This is a genomic window from Chthoniobacterales bacterium, assembly GCA_036569045.1.
Classification (GTDB): Bacteria; Verrucomicrobiota; Verrucomicrobiia; order Chthoniobacterales; family JAATET01; genus JAATET01.
This window is the reverse complement of record DATCRI010000081.1, coordinates 1-19984: the sequence shown is the minus strand read 5'-3', so window position 1 is coordinate 19984 and position 19984 is coordinate 1. Positions and strand designations below refer to the sequence as shown.

The window sequence follows — 19984 nt, the reverse complement described above, 5'->3', positions numbered from 1 at the left end:
CGGACGGTCTCGACGAGTTTTTGCTCGCCGGTTACCTGCGCAGGAAATCGATCGATCTCGTGAAGTGCGAGACGAACGACCTCGAGGTGCCGGCGAATGCCGACATCGTGATCGAAGGCTACGTCGATCCCACGGAGCCGTTGCGCATGGAAGGGCCCTTCGGCGACCACACCGGCTACTACACGCTGCCGGAGCCGTATCCGACGTTTCACGTCACGGCGATCACCCATCGGAAGGACGCGATCTATCCCGCGACGATCGTTGGCATCCCGCCGATGGAGGATTTCTACATCGGCGCGGCATCCGTGAAATTGTTCCTGCCGATCTTCAAGATGAACTTCCCCGAGATCGTGGACATCGCGCTGCCGGCGGAGGGCGTTTTTCACAACGCGGTGTTCGTCTCGATCCGGAAGACCTATCCGATGCAGGCCTACAAGATCATGCACGGGTTGTGGGGGATGGGGCAGATGATGTTCTCGAAATATATCGTCGTCGTGGATGACGACGTGGACGTGCACAACACGAGCGAGGTGCTCTTTCGCCTGTGCGCGAATACCGATCCGCAGCGCGACAGCCTGTTGACCAGGGGCCCGTCGGATGTGCTCGACCACGCGACGAGTGAGATCGCGATCGGCTCGAAGATGGGAATCGACGCCACGCGGAAACTCGCGGGCGAGGGTTTCCGCCGGGAGTGGCCACCGCTCATCGCGATGGACGAGGCCGTGAAGAAAAGCGTCGAGAGATTCTGCAAATAGCCCGGGCTTCCCCGAACGGAAAACAGCTCTCGAGCGAATTTGGAAAATGACCTCACGCTTCCGCCCATGACGGATCCCGGCGCAGAAGATGTTCTCATCCTCACCGCGGACGAGGTGGAGTCCGGCCGGCTGGCGAGCCTGCTCGAGGAGGCGAACCTGCGCCCGCGGATCTGCGCGGACGCCGCGGCGATCCGCGCTGGCATCGAGCGGGGCTGTGGCGCGCTCATTCTTGCGGCGGAGGTGCTCGGCGATGGCAGCAGGGATTCCTTCGAGGCGGTGTTGCTCCGGCAACCCGACTGGGCCGACCTGTCGGTGGTCATTCTCGCCGACGAAGTGAAAGCCGATGCCGTCTCGTCCCAGCCATGGAAGGGACTTGGAAACGTCACCTTGCTCGAGCGGCCGCTGCGGCCGGCGTCCTTCGTCAGCGTGGTGAGAACGGCGCTGCGGGCGCGGCGGCGACAGATCGCGGCGCGCGGCCTGCAGGAGGAATTGCAGGCCGGCGAGGACCGGTTGCTCGCCATCCTGGGAAGCATCAGCGATGCGTTTGCGGCGATCGACCGGGAGTGGCGCTTTTCCTACGTGAACCCGAGCTACATGCAGCTCGTTGCGCCGCTCTACAAGTCTCCGGACGAATTGCTTGGGCAGAATGTCTGGGAGAAATTTCCGGACATCGTCGACAGCGAGATCGGGCAATTTTACCGCCGGATGATGAACTCGGATTCTCCGGGGACGTTCGAGCTTTTCTACGAGCCGCTGAAGGCCTGGCTCGAGGTGCGCGCCTCGCCCTCGGCCGGCGGGTTGTCGCTCTACGTGCAAAACATCAGCGAGCGAAAAGTGAATGAGGCGAGGGTTCAGGAACTGTCGCAACGGCTCGAGGATCAGGCGCGCATTTTCGACACGACGCTCTCGAATATCGCGGATTTCGCCTACACGTTCGACCGTGAGGGCCGGTTCATCTACGTGAACAAGCCGCTGCTCGATCTGTGGGGATTGACCCTCGAGGAAGGCGTCGGAAAGACGTTCTTCGATCTGCAATATCCCGACGAACTGGCGACGCTTTTGCATCGGCAGATCCAGGAAGTCTTCGAGAGCGGAAGAACCGTGCGCGACGAGACCGCCTACACGAGTCCCGCCGGCGAGACGGGATTCTACGAATACATTTTCAGCCCGGTGTTCGATTCCGAGGGGCAGGTGGAGATTGTCGCGGGGTCCACGCGCGTGATCACCGAGCGCAAGCAACGCGAGGCCGAGGTGCAAGCCCTCACGCGGGAGATCGAGGCGCAGGCGAACCTCTTTCAGGCGACCCTCGCGAACATTCCGGACCTCGTTTACAGCTTCGATCGGGAAGCGCGCGTGCTCTTCGCAAACAAGGCGCTCCTCGAAGTGTGGGGAAAGTCGCTTGTCGACGTGCTGGGAAAAAATGTCTTCGACCTGGAATATCCTCCCGCGCTGGCGGAGAAGATCCACCGGCAGCTGCTGTCGGTGTTCGCGACGGGCAAGGCGATCCGGGACGAGACGGTTTTCACCGATGCCGCAGGCCGTGCCGATATTCACGACTACATTTTCAGTCCGGTCTTCGACGAAAACGGGACGGTGACGGCGGTGGTAGGAACGACGCGTCTGCTTACCGAACATCGCCGGGCGGAAGGCGCCATGCGCCAGCTTGCGGCGATCGTGCAATTCTCGGACGACGCCATTGTGAGCAAGGACCTCAGCGGCGTGATCTCGAGCTGGAACAAAGGCGCGCAGCGGCTGTTCGGCTATTCCGCGGAGGAAGCGATCGGGCGACCGGTTCTCATGCTTATCCCGCCGGAGCTGCATCACGAGGAGACGATCATCATGGGACGCATCTCCCGGGGCGAGCCGGTCGAGCATTTTGAAACGGAGCGGGTGCGGAAGGATGGGAGCCGGGTGATGGTTTCGCTCACAATTTCTCCGATCAAGGACGGCGGCGGGAAGATTGTGGGCGCATCGAAGATCGCGCGCGACATCTCGGAGCAAAAGAGAATCGAGGCGGCGCTCAAGGAGGCGAAGGACGTGGCCGAGGCGGCGAGTCGTTCGAAGGATCGCTTCCTCGCGGTGCTCAGCCACGAGCTGCGCACGCCGCTCACGCCGGTGTTGATGGTCGCGAGTTCGCTGGAAATGGATCCGACGGTCCCGGCAGGGCTTCGCGCCGATATGGCGATGATTCGCCGCAACGTCGAGCTGGAGACCAAGCTGATCGACGATCTGCTCGATCTCAGCCGGATCACGATGGGCAAGCTCGCGCTGCACCTGAAGGCGATCCCGGCAAATGACGCGGTGCGGCAGGCGGCGGCGATGTGCGAGGCGGAGGCGGCGGACAAGGACGTGCGGCTCGTCGTCGAACTCGACCCCGCGGCTGGACAGGTCCAAGTGGATCCCGCGCGGCTGCAGCAGGTGCTGTGGAACGTGTTGAAGAATGCGATCAAGTTCACGCCGAAGAGCGGCCGCATCTCCGTGCGCACGTCCGGAGCGGTCGCGGGGTGCGTGCAGATCGCGATCCAGGATTCCGGAGTCGGGATCGACCCTGAGGTTCTGCCGAAGATTTTCGATGCGTTCGAGCAGGGCGACGTGGGCGTCACGCGACAATTCGGCGGGCTCGGGCTGGGGCTGGCGATTTCGAAAGCTCTGATCGAGCTGCACGAGGGGGAAATTCGGGCCGAGAGCGATGGGAGCGGGCAGGGAAGCACGTTCACGATCGACCTGCCGGCGGGTGCAGCAGAGAAGGGCGAGGAGGGGCCGAAGAGCGCGGCCGACCGGCGCGACCATTCGTTGCGGGTTCTCATCGTCGAGGATCATGCGGACACGGCGGCGATGCTCACGAAACTCCTCGGGGCGATGGGTTATGCGGTGACGGCCGCGCATACGGCGGGCGAGGGACTCGCCCTCGTGGCGAAGCAGGAGTTCGACATCGTGGTGAGTGATCTCGGGCTGCCGGACATGACCGGATACGAGTTCATCGAGGCCCTGAAAAAACGGGCGTCGGTCAAGAGCATCGCGATGAGCGGCTATGGGATGGAGGAGGACATTCGAAAGAGCTTCGCGTCGGGATTCGACGAGCATCTCGTGAAGCCGGTCGATCTTTCGTCGCTCGAGCGGGCGATTCGTCGTCTGGCCCAGAGCTGAGTCAGCGCCTGAGCAGGGCGCCGGCCGCGAGCAGGAGCTTCTCGGCGCGGGAAACGCGATAACGTCGCTCGAGCACGCGAAGTCCATCCCGGCGCATGCGGTCGAGGAGCTTTGCGTAGATCGCGCGCATGATTTCCGCGGCGAGCAGCGGGCGGCGATCCTCGGATGGGAGCGCGATGGCGGCGAAGAGCTGCGCGGCGCGTTCGGCCTGAAACTCCGCGAGGCGCTGAAATTCGGGAGTGGCCCGTCCGGCGAGAATGTCCGCCTCGGCCACGCCGAAGAGGGCGAGTTCGTCCTGCGGCAGGTAGATGCGGCCGTTGGCGGCGTCCTCACCGACATCGCGGAGGATGTTCGTCCATTGCAGGGCGAGGCCGAGGGCTTCGGCGTAGGCGGGGCTGGCCGGTGACGTGCAGCCGAAGATGCGGATGCTCACGAGGCCGACGGCGCTCGCAACGCGCCAGCAGTAGCGACGGGCATCCTCGAAGGTGGCGTAGCGGGAGACGGTGAGGTCGGCGCGCACACCGGCAAGAATTTCGAGAAGCAGCGAGCGGTCGAGATCGTAGCGATCGACGAGGTCGGCGAACTCGGGGGGAAGCGGCCGGGCACCGGCGAGGGCCTCGGCCCAGGCATCGAGCGTCTGGCTGCGGACTTCCGACGAGAGGGCGGGAGAGTCGGCGATGTCGTCGAGGATGCGGCAGAGCCGGTAGAAGACGACGGCGTCGGCGCGGCGCTGGCGCGGGAGGGCAAACAGGGCGAAGGCCAGATTCGAGGCCTTGCGTCCGGATTCCACATCGGCCGCGATGGCGGCGGGCACGAGCTCGCTCATGGGGTCAGCGGAGCGACGATGCAGCCGTGTTCCAGCCTGATCTCCTGATCGCACTGCGCGGTCCAGTCACCGGGTTCGCCGGCCCAAATGGTGGTGACGCCGAGGGAGTCGACGGCGTGTCGCACCGCGGGAGCCAGGAGCGCGGACCGGGCGGGCTCGGCGACGAGGAGGATGCGCGGGCGATGCACGAGAGCCCGCGCAAGAGCGACGAGGAATTGCCGGTCGGGATCGAGCGCGGCGACGGGGTCGTTTGCAGAGTCGTCGATGCCGAATCGCTCGAGCAGCTCGCACACGCGCATCTGCGCGAGGGATTCCTCCGTTTGGAAAATCCGAAAGAGAGGCATGGCGATGTTTTCCGCCACGGTGAACTCGGCAAGCAGGCACGGACTTTGAAAGACGTAGCCGAACACGGAGTTGCGAATCTCGCGGCGGGTTTCTTCGGGGGCGGGGGAGGCGAGTTCGCCGAAGAGTTCGACCTCTCCGAAATCGGGCTCGTCGAGCAGACCGAGGAGATGAAGCAGGAGCGTCTTGCCGCTGCGGGGCGGACCGGTGACGGCGTGAAGTTCGCCGATTTCGAAAGTGAGCGACACGTCATGGACGCAGGCCGGACCTCCATTCCATTCGGGACGATGGCAGTGGAGACGGGAACAGCTCAACGCGATCAAAACAGCACCTCTTTTCGGTCCGACGAAAATCCTTTGTAAAGGCAAACCCAAGCCGCGATCAACCATCCGGAGAGAAACGCCTCGATGCCGGCGGCCAGGAAACGGCCGGCGAAGCCGACGAGAGTTTCTGCGCCAAGGCGGGCGAGGGTGAATTCCAGAGCCATCTCGAGGACAAAAAAACTGAGGCCGGCGACGCCCAGAAATGGAACGATGTCCGCGGCGTGGCGGGCAAAAAGTCGGCCCCCACGGCGTCGCGCGTTTCGAAGCGGCTCGCTGCGAAAGACCAGGCTGGCCTGCACGGCGCAGGAGAGCAGGGCGACGGCTGTGACGACCGGGCGGCCGATCCATGTCGAGAACCAGACGCATCGTTCGTAGAACGGCTCTCCCGGAGCGACGAGCAGCCCGACATAGAGCGGGAGCAGAATGACGGCGACTGACAATCCGAGCAGCACGAGGGACCAGCGAAGCACGACGCCGGTGCGACGCATGGCGAGACGGCGAAGCTTGCGCCGTTCGAAAGAAAGGCCGCGCAGCCAGACGTGGGTGAGCAGCATGAGGTAGGTGAGGAAATAGATGCCGAGCAGCAGCTCGAAGCCCGTCGACAGGGCGTTTATCGCCATCGGGATGGTGATCGGCACGAATTCCGCGAGTTCCGGGAGCAGCAGGTAGACGGCGGGCTTGAGGACCGCCGCCAGCGCGCCAAGGAAGAGAAGGAGGAGCAGGGGGATGCCCCGGACGGCGCCGAAGCGCTTGCGGAGCGCGCGAGCGAGTTCGCCGAGCAGGCCGCCGGTATTGATCACGAGCAGGAAGGCGAACCACGCGGAGAGCGGAAACGTCGCGGTAAAGACGGTGAACACCGCGGCGGTGTGTTCCGCCGCGGGCAGCCAGCTCATGCCGGCGAGAGTCGAGACCGGCGGCGGCAGGTCCCAGATGATGATCGGGAGTTTCGCATCGAGGCGGGCATCCATCGTGACCACGGCCAGAAATTGAAAGGCGGCATAGCCAAGGGCAAACGTCAGTGGGATGCGGACGACCTCGCCGTGGCGCGTGAGGCACCGAAGGCCGTTCACGAGCGCGCGCCGCACGGCGGCCCGGGAGAACGCGGCGGCAAGCCAGAGCGCGGCGAGCACGGCGGCGGCGAGGGCGTAGGCGGACGGCATGCAGTGGTTATGCACAAGGCGGGCGCGGGAAGGGAGACGGAATCCGGGCGCGGTCTTTCCCGGGCGAGAGGTCGAGGTTGAAGCGCGTGGAGCCACCGGGTTACGATTTCCTTCTGCCATGACCATCCCCATGATGCTGACCGTGCTCCGGATCCTGTTGATCCCGGTCTTCGTGATGTTCGCGATTTACTACGGCGCGAGCGTGGAGGCGAAGGCGCCGCAGGAGTGGTTGCGCTGGGCCGCGGTGGCGGCGTTTGTCATCGCGTCGGTGACGGATGCCTTCGACGGGATGATTGCCCGGCGGTTGCACCAGGAGAGCAAGCTCGGTGCGTTACTCGATCCCATCGCGGACAAGGGGCTGCTGCTTACGGCGATCATCACACTGAGCGTGAGCCCGTGGCATTACGCGCTGCCGCTATGGTTTCCCGTGCTCGTGATCGCGCGGGACGCGGTGATCGTGCTCGGCTGCGTGGCGATGCGCATGGTGCAGGATCATCTCGAGGTGCGGCCGAGCTTCGCGGGAAAGGCGGCGACGGCGTTGCAAATGGTCGCGGTCGCGTGGGCGATGTTCCAGATCCCGTATCTCGAGGGGCCGGTGTGGGCCGCAGGTTTTTTTACATTTGTCAGCGGAATCGAGTATGTCTTTCGCGGCGTGGCCCAAATGACGCATCATGAGGCCGCCGGGAAGCCGTAACTCATGAAGACCATTGCCATTTTAGGCCGACCCAACGTCGGCAAGTCCGCCCTGTTCAATTGCCTTGCTCGGCAGAAGATCTCGATCGTCCACGACCAGGCCGGCGTGACGCGCGACCACATCCACGCCATCTGCCGCATGGGCCCGGCTCCGTTCGAGATCATCGATACCGGCGGCATTGGCGCGGAGCCCGATCCCGACTTCGCCGAGGACACCCGCTTCGCCGCCGACGTGGCGATCGAAGCGGCTGACCTGCTCGTGCTCGTGATGGACGGTCCGGCCGGCGTGACGCCGCTCGACGCCGATCTCGGCAAGCTCGTCCGCAGTTCCGGAAAGCCGGCGGTGATCGTGGTGAACAAGATCGACAATGAACGGCAGGAAAACCTGCTCGCCGACTTCGCGCGCCTCGGGTTCACAGACCTCGTGGGCGTGAGCGCCGCGCACAGCCGCGGCATTCAGACGCTGGTCGACCGCATCAGCTCCGCGCTCGATCTCGCCGAGACGGAGGACGAATACACGCAGGACCGCGACACGCCGCGCATCGCGATCGTCGGCCGGCCAAACGTCGGCAAGTCCTCGCTCGTCAACGCCATCCTCAACGACCGCCGCACCATCGTCAGCGACATCGCCGGCACCACCCGCGACGCGATCGACATTCCTTACGAATACCGCGGCGACAAGTTCACGCTCGTGGACACGGCAGGCATTCGCCATCGCTCGAAGCACGACACGTCCGTCGAGGTCTTCAGCGTGATGCGTTCCGAAAAAGCGATCGACCGCGCCGATCTCAACCTTCTCGTCATCGACGCCACGCAGGGCGTGACCGTGCAGGAGAAGAAGATCGCCGGCCTCATTCAGAAAGCCCGCAAGGCCGCGGTGATCGTCCTGAACAAGTGGGACCTCGTCGGCAAGGAGGACGACACCGAGTTGCTCAAGGAGAAGGTCGACGAGCTGCGCGCGAAACTTTTCTTCCTGAGCTACGCGCCGGTGATCGTGCTCTCCGCGAAGGACGCGACAAACCTGCCGCGCCTCTTCAACCAGATTCGCAAGATCCGCGAGCACGCCGGCCGCAAGATCGGCACCGGCGAGCTGAATCGCCTCTTCAAGGCCGCGGTGGAGCGGCAGGCCCCGCCGATGCACGGCGCGCGTCGTTTCAAGATTTACTACGCGACGCAGCTCGCCGCTCCGTCGGCGCGTCCCTTCGGGCGCGTCGAGTTCCTGCTCTTCGTGAACGATCCCCAAAAACTCTCCGACAGCTACCAGGCCTACCTCACGGCCCGCATTCGCGACGTCGTCGAGTATCCCGGTCTGCCGATTTCCTTCAAACTCAAGGGCAAGCAGAAGAAGGACGCGGAGTAGGCGACGAGACGCGTGTTCACGCTGCGGCGAAGGCGATGAGGTCCCCGGCGACGCGCTGGCGCCAGGCCCGGCAGCCATCGAGGGTGACCTTGTCGAGTTTCTCGCGAAGTTCCGGCTTGTCGAAATCGGGAAAGTCCGCGGCGAAGGCGTTCGCAATCCTCCGGTAGGTGGTTTCGTCCCGTTCGACGTCGGCCTCGGCTTCGCGGTAGCTTTCCTCGGCGTCGAAGGGGCGGCCGCTGTCGCCGGAGTAGGCAGCCTGCAGACCGGGAAGAAGCGCGGGCGGGGCTTCCCGGAACAGGCTGATGATGGCCACGGCCATTTGAAGAAAGAGCTCGGAGGTATGCCATTGTTCGCGAGCTTCGAGCACGACGTGGAGGCGTTCGAGTTCGGCGCGATGGAGCGCTCGACGGAGACTGGCGGCAGTTTCACGCATGGCCGCGAGAGGCTCCCGGGCTTCCCCGTCGGGAATCTGGGGCGCCCATTGTTCGAGAAATTCCTCGATATCCTCTGCGGTCATTCGGGCCTGGGCGTAGTCGCGTGGCTCGCGACGAATGCGCTCGAGTCCCCATTCGACGCGCAGACGAAAGGCCTGGGTGGCCGCGATCAGGTCGGGCGAAGGCGATACCGGGTCCATACGATCGGTCCTCAGCATAATCCGTGCGGAGATCGGTGCGTTGGATGGAAATTTCCTGTCGAGAAACGCGGGTTTCGGTGGAGGTGGAGATGGCGCAACGCTTTACGCGTTACAAAAATTTTCGCTCGGGATGGAGCCGGACGAGGGCGGCGCAGAGGCTGGCTCCGAAGATGATGATGAGGCCGCCAAGGTAGACCCAGAAGAGAAAGAGCATGAGGCCGCCGATGGGGCCGTAGACGGCGTTGTAGTTCACGAAATGGGAGAAGTAGTTGACCATCGCGATTTGCGAGAGCTGCAGGCCGGCGGTGACGAGCAGGGCGGGGAGCCAGACGTGGCGGAAGAGGATGCGCCGGCGCGGGGCGAAGGCGTAGAGCATCGTCACGGTGTAAAGCAGCACGAGGCCGCCGACGAGGTAGCGACCGAGTTCGAGAACGGCGTAGACCGGGGCGAGCTGTAGATTCGGAAGGTGGGCGAGGACGAAATGCTCGAAGGCCGTGAGGGCCTTGGCGACGCCCTGCATGATCGCGGGAATCAGGATGCCGAGGGTGAACCCGCTCGTGAGAATGCCGACCATGACGAGGTTCTTGAGGGGCATCTGCCACCACGGGATGTCCTCCGTGTGCAGGGCGGCATTCACCGCGCGGACGAGGGCCTGGAAAAACTTGAGCGACGACCAGGCGAGGATGACGAGAGAGATGAAGCTCACGCCGCCGCGGGCGCGCTGGAGGGCATCCACCATCTGCCAGAGCGTTTCCTGCCCCGGGGCGTTCGCGGGAATGTAGTCGTGGACGGCGTGCTTCACCGCGATGGGGTCGAAGAACATGGACCCGACGGAGAGAAGCAGCGCGAGGAGGGGAATGAGTGAAAAGATCGCGTAGTAAGCGAAGGAGGCCGCGCGTTGCTCGCCGTCGATTTCGCCGAAGATCTGAATCGAGGTGCGGATGATCTTCCACGGACTTTCAATGAAGTTGGGAAGCCTCATGCGCGGCATTCTTGCGGCCTCGCCTCGCCGGGCAAGCAAAAGAAAAGCGCGGCGCCCGTTGCCGGTGCCGCGCTGGTCGGTTTCGTCGTGAAATCCGGCTTAGAGCTGGATCACGCGCACCGCGTTTTCCTTGGTGCTTTCCTTTTTCTCGTCCTTTTTCTTGCCGCAGGAGCCGCCGCAATCGCCAGCGAAAGCGGAGGTGAGGGCAAGGGCAGAGATCGTGAGGGCGATGGTGAGCAGTTTTGTCATAGCAGAATCATCAATCGGCCATTCTGCGAATGTGTCAAGCGGCGGGCAGACGTTCCAGCAGGGCGGGAATCTCGGCAAGTCCGAGAATGGTGTGGTCGGGACGCACGTCGGCGGGCTCTTCGGAACCGGTGACCTTGATCCAGATGCTCGTGATGCCGGCGTTGCGGGCGCCGAGGATGTCGCGCTCGAGGCTGTTGCCGACCATGACGGCCTCGTCCGCGCCGACGCCGAGCTCCGCGATAAGGCGGTGGAAGATTTCGGGCTTCGGCTTGCCGATGTCGTGCTCGCCGGAGACGGCGACCGCGTCGAAGAACGGCTCGAGGCCGGAGTTGAGGAGCTTCTCGCGCTGAAGATCGGGGGCGCCGTTCGTGAGCAGGCCGACGCGGTATTTCTTCGAGAGTCGGGTGAGCACCTCGCGCGCGTCGGGCATCAGGCGCTGGAGTTTCCGGCGCTGGGCGGCGAAGGTCGCGGCGAGTTCGGCGGCGGCTTCCTCCTCGCCCTCGAGTTCCTGCGAGCGCAGGGTGGCGTCGAAGACCTGCTGGCGGTAGGCGAGAGCCCATTCGCGCAGGGCGGTCAGATCGGCCGAGTCGCCGAGGAATCTGCCCCAGAGACACTCGAAGGCGCTGATCCCGATGCGCTTGCAGTAGGGATACACGGGGCTGGCGGCGTGCAGGCGAACGGCGTGCGCGCGGGCGTCGCGAAGGAAGGCATCGCGGTTCGCGCCCAGGGTCGTGAAGGCGTGGCGGGCGGTGGCGTCGAGCGCGGCGGCGGACACGGCTTCATCCACGATGAGCGTGTCGTCGAGATCGAAAAGAACGGCCTGAATGGACATCGGCGCTTTAGGAATCAGAGCTCGGGGGATTTTTCGAGGGAAAAACGTTGCGATTTCCAGATTGCGCGGCTCGCCGGGCCGACGCACTGTCGGGGGCATGATCGCCCTTGCCATTCTCGTCGGTTTGATCGTCCTCATCGCGATCGTTGGTCTGTTCCTGATCAGCCAATACAACGGCCTCGTCACCCTGCGGAATCGCTTCAAGAACGCCTTCGCGCAGATCGATGTGCAGCTCAAGCGCCGCTACGACCTCATTCCGAACCTCGTCGAGACGGCGAAGGGCTACCTCAAGCACGAACGCGAGACGCTCGAGGCGGTGACGAACGCGCGGAATGCGGCCCAGAGCGCGGGCGCGGCGGCGGCGGCGAATCCCGGGGATCCCACCGCGATGCGGAGCCTGGCCTCGGCGGAAGCCGGTCTCACCGGCGCGCTCGGGCGCCTGATGGTCGTGGCCGAGGCCTATCCCGATCTCAAGGCCAACCAGAACATGATGGCGCTGCAGGAGGAACTCACCTCGACGGAAAACAAGGTCGCCTTTTCGCGGCAGGCCTACAACGACGCGGTGATGGCCTACAACACGAAGCGGGAGGTTTTCCCGACGAGCATCATCGCCGGGATGTTCAACTTTGCGCCGGCCGAGCTCTTCGCGATCGACGACGCCGCCCAGCGCGAAGCGCCGAAGGTGAGTTTCTAGCCGGCGAACGATCGTTGAGAGGCAGCTTGCACCGGGCGGGGTCGCTTTGATTTTCTAGGCGGTTCCTATGCGGCCTCCGCTCTCACCCTCGCTCGAAGAATTCACCCGCCTCGCCACCGACTACAATGTCGTTTCGGTGTGGTGCGAGCTGGTGGCTGATGTCGAGACGCCGATCGCCGCCTATCGCAAGCTCGGCGGCGACGCGCCGAGTTTCCTGCTCGAGTCTGCCGAGCACAGCGACCACGTCGGGCGCTTCTCGTTCCTCGGCACCGGCGCCCGCTGGACGCTCACCGCGCATGGCAAACAAGTGACCTTTGCCGGCCCCGATGGCGAACGGACCTTCGAAGCCGAAGGCGATCCGTTGCGCGAGCTGGAGAAGCTGATGGCGGCCTATCGCGTCGCGCCGCAGGCCGGCGTGCCGCTTTTCCGCGGAGGCGCGGTCGGGTATCTCGCGTATGACGCCGTGCGGTGGTTCGAGCCGGTGATCGGCCCGCCGCCGAAGGACGAACTCGGCGTGCCGGATCTCTTTTTCATGCTCACCGACGTGGTGGTCGCCTTCGATCATCGCCGTCGCCGAATGAAGGTGCTCGCAAATGCCCTGCTTGATGGCGCGGACGCGGCCGAGGCCTATGCGGACGCCTGTCGTCGCGTCGAGGAGGCCGTCGCGCGTCTCGGCGTCGCCGTGGAGTTCGCGCCGATTCCGGTCGAGGCGCCGGTTTCGGCGGACGCGATGACGAGCAACACGACGCGGGAGCAGTTCCACGCCATCGTCGAGAAGGCGCAGGAATACATCCGCGCGGGCGACATTTTCCAGATGGTGCCGTCGCAGCGGTTCGAGACGCCGTTCGCCGGCGATCCGCTCGATCTCTACCGCTCGCTGCGGTTCGTGAATCCGTCGCCCTACATGTTCTGCCTGCGGGTGAATCCCACGTTCGCGCTCGTGGGCAGTTCGCCCGAGGTCCACGTGCGCGTGACTGACGGTCTCGTCGAAATTCGTCCCATCGCTGGCACGCGCAAGCGCGGCGAGACGGAGGAGGAAGACCTCGCGCTCGAGCAGGATCTGCTTGCCGATCCCAAGGAACGCGCCGAGCACCTGATGCTCGTCGATCTCGCGCGGAACGACGTCGGCCGCATCGCGGAGTTCGCCTCGGTCGAGGTGAGCGATTTCATGACGGTCGAGCGCTACAGCCATGTCATGCACATCGTCACGCACGTCTCCGGTCAGTTGAAAGGTGGCAATTCGCCCTTCGATGTGATGCGGGCCACATTCCCGGCCGGCACGGTCTCGGGTTCGCCCAAGGTCCGCGCGATGCAGATCATCAACGACCTCGAGCAGAGCAAGCGCTGCGTCTACGCGGGTGCGGTCGGCTACTTCGGCTTCGACGGCAATCTCGACTCGTGCATCGCGCTGCGCACGGTCGTGCTGAAGGACGGCACCGCCTACGTGCAGGCCGGCGGCGGAGTGGTTGCGGACTCCACGCCCGAGGGGGAATATCAGGAAAGCGTCAACAAGGCGATGGCGGCCGCCCGGGCCATCGCGCGCGCGCAGGCCATCGGAAAAGCCACGACATGATTCTCGTCATCGATAACTACGACTCGTTCACCTACAACCTCGTCCAGTATTTCGGCGAACTCGGCGCGGAGCCGTTCGTGCGCCGGAACGACGAGATCACGCTCGGCGAGATTGCGACCTTGAAGCCCGAGCGGATCTGCATTTCCCCGGGGCCGTGCACGCCGAAGGAGGCGGGCATCAGCTGCGACGTGCTGCGGGAGTTCGGCGGGAAGATGCCGATCCTCGGCGTCTGCCTTGGCCACCAGTGCATGGGCGAGGTCTTCGGTGGCGAGGTCGTGCGGGCCGGGCGGCTCATGCACGGCAAGACATCGCCGATCCTGCACGACGGCACCGGCGTTTTCTCGGATCTGCCGAGCCCGTTCGAGGCCACGCGCTACCACTCGCTGCTCGTGCGGCGCGAATCGCTGCCGGATTGCCTCGCGATCACCGCGTGGACCGAGGAGGGCGAGATCATGGGCCTCACGCACAAGGAACTGCCCATCTACGGCGTCCAGTTCCACCCCGAGTCGATCCTCACCTCCGAGGGCAAGCGCCTGCTGGGAAATTTCCTGAAGCTCTGAGCGTCACTGCAGGCTCGGAAGAAGGGCGGCAAAACGCTCGCCGACGACATCGGCCACTTCCTTCACGGTCACGGGGCGGCCGCACTCGCGTTCGACGGAGGTCATGTCGACGCCGGAAATGCCGCACGGAATGATGCTCGCGAAGCCGTCGAGCGAACCGCAGACATTCAGGCCAAATCCGTGCATCGAGATCCAGTGGCGCACGCCCACGCCGATCGAGGCAATCTTCCGATCATCGACCCACACTCCGGTGAGCCCGTCGCGGCGCCGACCCTCGAGTTGCCAGTGCGTGAGTGCATCGATGAGGACTTCCTCGAGGAAGCGCAGGTAGCGGACGAGATCGCCGCCATGGTGGTGCAGGTCGAGAATGGCGTAGCCGACGAGCTGGCCGGGGCCGTGCCAGGTGGCCTGGCCGCCGCGATTGATCTCGTGAAGCGGCGCGGGAAGGTGGTCGCGCAGGAGGAGGCTGGATTGATCGCGCGTGCGGCCGATGGTGTAGACGGACTCGTGCTCCAGCAGGAAGAGACGGCCGATGGATGCGCCCGCGCGGACGGCGGCGACCTCGGCTTCCTGGCGGGCAAGCGCGGCCTCGAAGGAGATGCGGCCGAGCCATTCGATCGGCGGCGGCTCAGAGAGATTCATGGGGAAGCGGACGGCGGACGGCGGCGGCCGCGGTTTGCAAATGGGTGAGGCCGATCGCGAGGGCGTCGGCGGCGTCGGGGGAAGGCGTCTCCGTGAGCTGGAGCAGCGCGCGAACCATGAACGCGACCTGGCTCTTTTGCGCGGCACCATTCCCGACGACGGCCTGCTTCACGCGGGTGGGGGGATATTCGTGGATCGGCAGGCCGGCCTGGGCGGCCGCGAGGATGGCGCAGCCGCGCGCGGCGCCGAGCGAGATCGCCGTCTTATGGCTTTGCACGTAAATCACGCTCTCAATGGCCATGGCGGTTGGCTGCCATTGCGTCAAGAGCTCGCGCACGCGGTCATGGATGGCCATGAGGCAGCCGGAAGGGCGCAACGAGGCGACATTGCGAATCACGCCGTAATCGAGTGCGCGGTGGCGGCGCCCGTCGGACGCGAGCAGGGCGTAGCCCGAGCAGCGCAGGGACGGGTCGATGGCAATGAGGCGAGTTTCAGGCATCCGCTCTGAGTTGATCGACCATTTCCCGCACGGAATCCAGCGTGATGTCGGCCGTCACGCCGGTCGGCGAGGAAATGATGCGGACGCCGGGGTTCCGCGGCCCCCAGACGGTGGGATCGGTCGGGCCGAAGAGCAGAACGCAGGGTGCACCCGCCGCGGCGGCGAGGTGAGAAATGCCGCTGTCGTGGCCGACGAACAGCCGGCAGCCCGCCAGCACGGCGCCAAGGGTGGGGAGGGGCAGGTGTTCCGCAAACCGAACGGCGCGGCCGGCGAGGGCGGCGCGAAGCTCGGCGAGTTGCGGCTGGTCACTTTCTCCGCCAATGACGAGGAGACGCTCGCCGGCGGCAAGCAGGTGGATCGCGAGGGCGATCCAGCGATCGAGCGGCCAGTTTTTCTTCGTGCCACCGCTGCCGGGATGGATCGCGACGGGCGGCGGTCCCCCGAGCCATTCTCGGGCAGCCTCGCGATCGTGGTCGTTCGGAAAAATTCGCGCGGCCGGGTCCTCGAGAAAGAGGGCGAGCTGTTCCAGCGGGGCGGCAAGCTGATTCGCGGCGTGGCTGTGGTCCGCGAGCTTCGGCTGGCCAACGAGCAGGTTTTTCACCCCGGCTCGGCGCAGGTTCCCGGCAAAGAACTCATCGGGATCGAAGAGGTAGCTGATGACCTGATCGAAGCTCGCAAAGTAGGCCGAGAGTTCGGGATCGAGTTCGGACTTTGGATTGAAAAATCCGGCGAGCGGGCCGGATTCGATGCTGCGCGAGGCCTGGGCGTAGTGGCGATCGACGGCGATCTCGACGATGTGGCGATAGCCGAGCAGCTCGATGCTCGTCTCGGGAAATGCGTCCCGCAGGAGACCGAGCGCGGGGAGGTTGAGGATGAAGTCCCCGATCGCGCCGCCGCGAATTACGAGAATGCGTCCCGCCATCGGCTCAAAAAGAAACCGGCGGTCCGAAGAGACCGCCGGGAAAAGTCAGCGCTGGTTGATCGCGGAGCCGTAGACGCCCGGACCTTCCCAGCTGGCGGGCCGGTTCCACGGAATGTTGGATTCGCGGGGGCGGCCGGTGTCCGGATCGTTGGTCGAACACGCGGAAAGGCCGAGCAAAAGCCCGGCCAGCGCGATTCCGAAGATGGCGGCGATTCCGTGCGACATGCGCTCCTTAATTCGCGCTCGACTGGAAGATGACGCTGTCACCGGGCTGCACGGCGACGCCGGGCGGCAGGGTGTTCGCGACGATGTCGGCGATGGAGGTCGAGGGCTCGACCGAGGTGATGCGGACCTTGCCGAGATACTGGCCGCCGCGCTTGAGGAGGAGTTCGGCGTTGTTCACCGCGCCCTGCTTGTCGCCGATGCTGAGCACCACGAAGTTCCAGGCGGAGTTGACGGCGAGCACGCGACCCTCGAGGCCCTGGCGCATCTGGTTCTTGCGGCGGTCTTCTTCCTTCGTGCGGAGGTCGGCGAGCTGGCCTTCGTTGGCCTTCAGCTTCTCCTGGAGGCTGGCAACGAGGGCTTCGAGTTCCTGCTCTCGAGCGCTGGGGCCAGCCGGTCCCACAGTTGTGTCCCCATTACCGTTGCCAGCGGCGATCGTGGCCTTCAGGCCGTCGATTTCACTCTGGAGAGCAGCGATCTGGGTTTCTTTTTCCTTCGTGGCAGCTTCCGCGGCTTCGAGGGAGGATTTGGCGGTGGAAAGCTGGCTGGAAGTCGCGGCGAGTTCCGCGGTGGCCTTTTCCTTATCGGTGGTCGCGGCCTCCGTGGCGGTCTTGGCGGCGGCGAGATCCTTCTTGGATGTTTCGAGATTCTTCTGCGTCGTGCGGAGAGTGCCTTCGGTGCTGGCCAGATCGGCTTTGGTCGCGGTGAGCGTCGAGTAGTTCTTATAACCGAGGCCAGCCGTTGCGAGACTGATGACGACGGCGGCGATCAACAAATATTTGGCCATGGAAGGGGAGTCAGTGAGGAACTGTTAAGGTTAAGCGGTGGCGAGTATGGAATTCGTCGCGCAATTGCAAGCAACAAAAAATATTGCGGCTTGATCGTGCTCGGAAGTGACGGGGGGAAACCTCATGCCTGCGACGGAGATATACGCCCTCCCGGGATTGTGCAAGCCCCGGAATCGCGGAAACAATCTTTCCGACTTTTTCCATTGCGCGACGGACCGCGCCTCCTATCTTGAACGCGTCAGGGGCTATGGACTGCGGACGGGTGAACCCCGCCAGGGCAGGAATGCAGCAACGGTAACTTTCTTCGCTTTGCCGTAGACCTCTGGCACTTTTTCTTTCGTCCGTCCCGTCCTTGACTCGACTCCGGCAGCCCATAGGCTGGGGCGGAGTGGAGACGCCCCTTCGAGAATCCGTATACGAATATCTGGCCGAACAAGGTCTGCGCCGGACCGTGCAGCGGGAGGCCCTGATCGAGGCCGTGATGCAGACGAAAGAGCATTTTCACGCCGAGGAGTTGCTCGAGATGGCGAAGAAGATCGAGCCGTCGGTGTCGCGGGCGACCGTCTATCGCACGCTGCCGCTTCTGGTGCGCAGCGGCCTCCTGCGCGAACTCGATCTCGGCAAGGACGTGATGTATTACGACCCGAATTTCGTCGAGCACCCGACGCACAACCACCTCATCTGCGTCGACTGCGACAAGATCATCGAGTTTGAAGATCCGAACATGGAACTCCTGGAAAACTGCATCACCCGCCGCCTCGGGTTCTCGCCGACGAACAAGATCGTGCGCATCGAGGGGCATTGCGACGAATTGAAGATCCACGGCGCCTGCCGGAATCAGCGGGAAGACCGATAGCATGTGGAAGGGACGTTTCGCCGAGGAGCAATCCGACCTCCTCAAGCGGTTCAGCGAGTCGGTATCGTTCGACTGGCGGCTTTATAAGCACGACATTCGCGGCAGCATCGCCTACGCGGCGGCGCTCGAGCGCGCGGGAATTCTTACCGTCGAAGAGCGCGATGCCATTCATGCCGGGCTGCGGGAGATCGAGGCCGACATCGACAGGGGCGCCTTCGAATTCCGCACCGATCTCGAGGACGTGCACATGAACATCGAGGCCGAGCTGACACGCCGCATCGGCAAGCCGGGGGCGAAGCTGCACACCGGCCGCAGCCGCAACGACCAGGTTGCGGTGGATATTCGCCTGTATCTGCGCGACGCGGCGGAGGGCCTGCGCGAGCGGATTCGCGCCCTGCAGCTCGCTCTTGTCGGGCTCGCGGAGCGGCATGAGGACGTTGTCATTCCCGGCTACACGCATCTCCAGCGCGCGCAGCCGGTGTATTTCGCGCACCATTTGCTGGCCTACGTCGAGATGCTCGACCGCGACGCTGGCCGGATCGCCGATGCCGCCCGCCGGATGAATTTTCTCCCGCTCGGCTCCGGCGCGATTGCCGGCTCGACGATCCCGATCGATCGCGAGTTTCTCGCGCGCGAGCTGGGCTTCGAGGGCGTCACGCAGAACAGCATGGACGCCGTCTCGGACCGCGACTTTGCCTGTGAGCTGCTTGCGGCGCTCGCGATCTGCGGCATGCACCTTTCGCGACTCAGCGAGGACGTGATCCTCTGGGCGTCCGCGGAGTTTGGTTTCATCGAGCTGAGCGACCGGCACACCACGGGCTCGAGCCTGATGCCGCAGAAGAAGAATCCGGACATCGCCGAACTCACGCGGGGAAAGACGGGACGGCTCTACGGTAATCTGGTCGCGCTGCTCACCGTGCTCAAGGGCCTGCCAATGACCTATAACCGCGACATGCAGGAGGACAAGGAACCGGTCTTCGACTCGCTCGATACGATCGATCTCACACTCGCGCTTTACGCCGAAATGCTCGACGGCGCGCGCGTGAATGGCGTCCGCGCCGCGGAGGCGGTGGCCGATCCGCTGCTGCTCGCGACCGATCTGGCCGACTATCTCGTGCGGAAAGGCGTGCCGTTTCGCGAGGCGCATGAAGTCGTTGGGAAGCTGGTCGGCGAGGCTGCGCGCAGCGGCGTGCCGTTGAATGAATTGTCCCCGGAAACCTATCGGGCGGCCTCGGCGGTATTCGCCGACGATGTGGCGGACGTGTTCGACATTCCGACCGCGCTGGCGGCCCGCAAGGCGATCGGCGCGCCCTCCGCGTCGAACGTGCGGGCCCGGCTGGATTTCTGGCGGTCGACCCTCGCGGCATGAGCGGGTGGCGCGAACTCCATCGCGAGATTCTCGCGGAAACGCCTTATTTGCGCGTCGTTCGCGAGCTTGTCGCCACGCCCACGCGTCCGAACGGCGTCGAATGGACGGTCGTGCGCCGCAAGCAGGCGGTCGTGATTGCCCCGTGCACGCCGGAAGGCAAGTTCCTGCTCGTGCGGCAGGAGCGCGTGCCGGTGCGGGCGGAATTCTGGGAATTTCCCGCGGGCCAGGTCGACGGTGCGGTGACGCCGGAGCACATCCTCGAGGCCGCGCACCGCGAGCTGCGCGAGGAGACGGGGTCCCACGCGACGGGCGAGATGATCCCGCTCGGCTCGTATTATTCCTCGGTGGGATTCACCGATGAGCAGGCGCATCTCTTTCTCGCGACCGGCGTGGAGCCCCACGACGACGGACATGCGCACGATGACGACGAGGCCATCGTGGAATGCCGCGCGCTCACGCCTGCCGAGTTGCGGGAATGGATCGCGACGGGCCGGATTTGCGACGCCAACACCCTCGCGACATTTGCGCGCCTCGTGGCGGGCGGCCATATTTGACG

Annotated in this window: 22 protein-coding genes and 1 other RNA gene; 11 read left to right on the top strand and 12 right to left on the bottom strand. The window is 64.7% G+C overall.

Annotated features, from left to right (window positions below; translation table 11 throughout):
* Both VIM61_14465 and VIM61_14460 read left to right on the top strand, forming a co-directional pair.
* Positions 1 to 755: UbiD family decarboxylase (locus VIM61_14465; protein ID HEY8901613.1), on the top strand; the 755-nt coding region annotated here is incomplete at its 5' end.
* A gap of 66 nt (positions 756 to 821) precedes the next feature.
* Positions 822 to 3902, top strand: a complete 3081-nt coding sequence (locus VIM61_14460) for a PAS domain S-box protein (protein ID HEY8901612.1) — start codon at positions 822 to 824, stop codon at positions 3900 to 3902.
* 1 nt (position 3903) lies between these two features.
* Here VIM61_14460 and VIM61_14455 read toward each other — a convergent pair whose 3' ends face one another.
* From VIM61_14455 to VIM61_14445, 3 genes are all read right to left on the bottom strand, one after another.
* The gene (locus tag VIM61_14455) at positions 3904 to 4728 is read right to left on the bottom strand and encodes a phytoene/squalene synthase family protein (GenBank protein HEY8901611.1); all 825 of its coding nucleotides are present in this window, start codon (positions 4726 to 4728) and stop codon (positions 3904 to 3906) included.
* The gene (locus VIM61_14450; GenBank protein ID HEY8901610.1) at positions 4725 to 5318 is read right to left on the bottom strand and encodes an ATP-binding cassette domain-containing protein; all 594 of its coding nucleotides are present in this window, start codon (positions 5316 to 5318) and stop codon (positions 4725 to 4727) included. Before VIM61_14450 ends, VIM61_14455 begins: the two co-directional genes overlap by 4 nt.
* A 71-nt stretch (positions 5319 to 5389) precedes the next feature.
* Positions 5390 to 6553 carry a hypothetical protein gene (locus tag VIM61_14445; protein HEY8901609.1) on the bottom strand — a complete coding sequence of 388 codons (1164 nt, stop codon included), beginning with the start codon at positions 6551 to 6553 and terminating at the stop codon, positions 5390 to 5392.
* A 118-nt stretch (positions 6554 to 6671) separates the two neighbouring features.
* On the opposite strand from VIM61_14445, the gene pgsA reads away from it, so the two are divergent.
* Both pgsA and der read left to right on the top strand, forming a co-directional pair.
* Entirely contained in the window at positions 6672 to 7247 is a 576-nt protein-coding gene (gene pgsA, locus VIM61_14440; GenBank protein HEY8901608.1) for a CDP-diacylglycerol--glycerol-3-phosphate 3-phosphatidyltransferase, read from the top strand.
* A gap of 3 nt (positions 7248 to 7250) precedes the next feature.
* Positions 7251 to 8606: a ribosome biogenesis GTPase Der gene (gene der / locus VIM61_14435; GenBank protein ID HEY8901607.1), complete on the top strand. Its 1356-nt coding sequence runs from the start codon at positions 7251 to 7253 to the stop codon at positions 8604 to 8606.
* A gap of 16 nt (positions 8607 to 8622) precedes the next feature.
* On the opposite strand, the gene VIM61_14430 is transcribed toward der, so the two are convergent.
* The 4 genes from VIM61_14430 to VIM61_14415 all read right to left on the bottom strand — a co-directional run bounded on the left by VIM61_14430 (position 8623) and on the right by VIM61_14415 (position 11303).
* Entirely contained in the window at positions 8623 to 9240 is a 618-nt protein-coding gene (locus VIM61_14430; GenBank protein ID HEY8901606.1) for a hypothetical protein, read from the bottom strand.
* A 109-nt stretch (positions 9241 to 9349) separates the two neighbouring features.
* Positions 9350 to 10222 (bottom strand): YihY/virulence factor BrkB family protein, encoded by an 873-nt coding sequence (locus VIM61_14425; GenBank protein HEY8901605.1) that lies wholly within the window; start codon positions 10220 to 10222, stop codon positions 9350 to 9352.
* Positions 10223 to 10321: 99 nt separating this feature from the next.
* Positions 10322 to 10471, bottom strand: coding sequence for a hypothetical protein (locus VIM61_14420; protein HEY8901604.1), 150 nt, complete (start codon positions 10469 to 10471; stop codon positions 10322 to 10324).
* Positions 10472 to 10505: 34 nt separating this feature from the next.
* Positions 10506 to 11303, bottom strand: a complete 798-nt coding sequence (locus VIM61_14415) for an HAD family hydrolase (GenBank protein HEY8901603.1) — start codon at positions 11301 to 11303, stop codon at positions 10506 to 10508.
* A gap of 97 nt (positions 11304 to 11400) precedes the next feature.
* Between VIM61_14415 and VIM61_14410 the strand changes: the two genes are divergently transcribed.
* The 3 genes from VIM61_14410 to VIM61_14400 all read left to right on the top strand — a co-directional run bounded on the left by VIM61_14410 (position 11401) and on the right by VIM61_14400 (position 14130).
* The gene (locus tag VIM61_14410; GenBank protein HEY8901602.1) at positions 11401 to 11997 is read left to right on the top strand and encodes a LemA family protein; all 597 of its coding nucleotides are present in this window, start codon (positions 11401 to 11403) and stop codon (positions 11995 to 11997) included.
* 67 nt (positions 11998 to 12064) lie between these two features.
* Positions 12065 to 13570 (top strand): anthranilate synthase component I, encoded by a 1506-nt coding sequence (gene trpE, locus VIM61_14405; GenBank protein ID HEY8901601.1) that lies wholly within the window; start codon positions 12065 to 12067, stop codon positions 13568 to 13570.
* Positions 13567 to 14130 carry an aminodeoxychorismate/anthranilate synthase component II gene (locus VIM61_14400; protein ID HEY8901600.1) on the top strand — a complete coding sequence of 188 codons (564 nt, stop codon included), beginning with the start codon at positions 13567 to 13569 and terminating at the stop codon, positions 14128 to 14130. Before trpE ends, VIM61_14400 begins: the two co-directional genes overlap by 4 nt.
* Before the next feature lie 3 nt (positions 14131 to 14133).
* Here the strand turns inward: VIM61_14400 and lipB are convergent, their stop codons facing one another.
* The 5 genes from lipB to VIM61_14375 are packed head-to-tail and all read right to left on the bottom strand — an operon-like array spanning position 14134 to position 17202.
* Complete coding sequence (gene lipB, locus VIM61_14395) at positions 14134 to 14772, bottom strand: lipoyl(octanoyl) transferase LipB (GenBank protein ID HEY8901599.1); 639 nt, start codon at positions 14770 to 14772, stop codon at positions 14134 to 14136.
* Positions 14759 to 15271 carry a crossover junction endodeoxyribonuclease RuvC gene (gene ruvC / locus VIM61_14390; protein HEY8901598.1) on the bottom strand — a complete coding sequence of 171 codons (513 nt, stop codon included), beginning with the start codon at positions 15269 to 15271 and terminating at the stop codon, positions 14759 to 14761. Before ruvC ends, lipB begins: the two co-directional genes overlap by 14 nt.
* Positions 15264 to 16193, bottom strand: a complete 930-nt coding sequence (locus VIM61_14385) for a glycosyltransferase family 9 protein (protein HEY8901597.1) — start codon at positions 16191 to 16193, stop codon at positions 15264 to 15266. Before VIM61_14385 ends, ruvC begins: the two co-directional genes overlap by 8 nt.
* Before the next feature lie 45 nt (positions 16194 to 16238).
* Complete coding sequence (locus tag VIM61_14380; GenBank protein ID HEY8901596.1) at positions 16239 to 16418, bottom strand: hypothetical protein; 180 nt, start codon at positions 16416 to 16418, stop codon at positions 16239 to 16241.
* A gap of 7 nt (positions 16419 to 16425) precedes the next feature.
* Positions 16426 to 17202 (bottom strand): hypothetical protein, encoded by a 777-nt coding sequence (locus tag VIM61_14375; GenBank protein ID HEY8901595.1) that lies wholly within the window; start codon positions 17200 to 17202, stop codon positions 16426 to 16428.
* Positions 17203 to 17439: 237 nt separating this feature from the next.
* Here VIM61_14375 and ffs point away from each other — a divergent pair.
* The 4 genes from ffs (at position 17440) to VIM61_14355 (ending at position 19982) form a co-directional block, all read left to right on the top strand.
* Positions 17440 to 17534, top strand: an RNA gene (ffs, locus tag VIM61_14370) — signal recognition particle sRNA small type.
* Positions 17535 to 17591: 57 nt separating this feature from the next.
* A complete protein-coding gene (locus VIM61_14365) occupies positions 17592 to 18059 on the top strand; it encodes a transcriptional repressor (GenBank protein ID HEY8901594.1) in 468 nt (155 codons plus the stop codon).
* A 1-nt stretch (position 18060) separates the two neighbouring features.
* Positions 18061 to 19428, top strand: coding sequence for an argininosuccinate lyase (gene argH, locus VIM61_14360; GenBank protein HEY8901593.1), 1368 nt, complete (start codon positions 18061 to 18063; stop codon positions 19426 to 19428).
* Positions 19425 to 19982: an NUDIX hydrolase gene (locus tag VIM61_14355; protein ID HEY8901592.1), complete on the top strand. Its 558-nt coding sequence runs from the start codon at positions 19425 to 19427 to the stop codon at positions 19980 to 19982. Before argH ends, VIM61_14355 begins: the two co-directional genes overlap by 4 nt.
* The last annotated feature ends 2 nt before the right edge of the window (positions 19983 to 19984 follow it).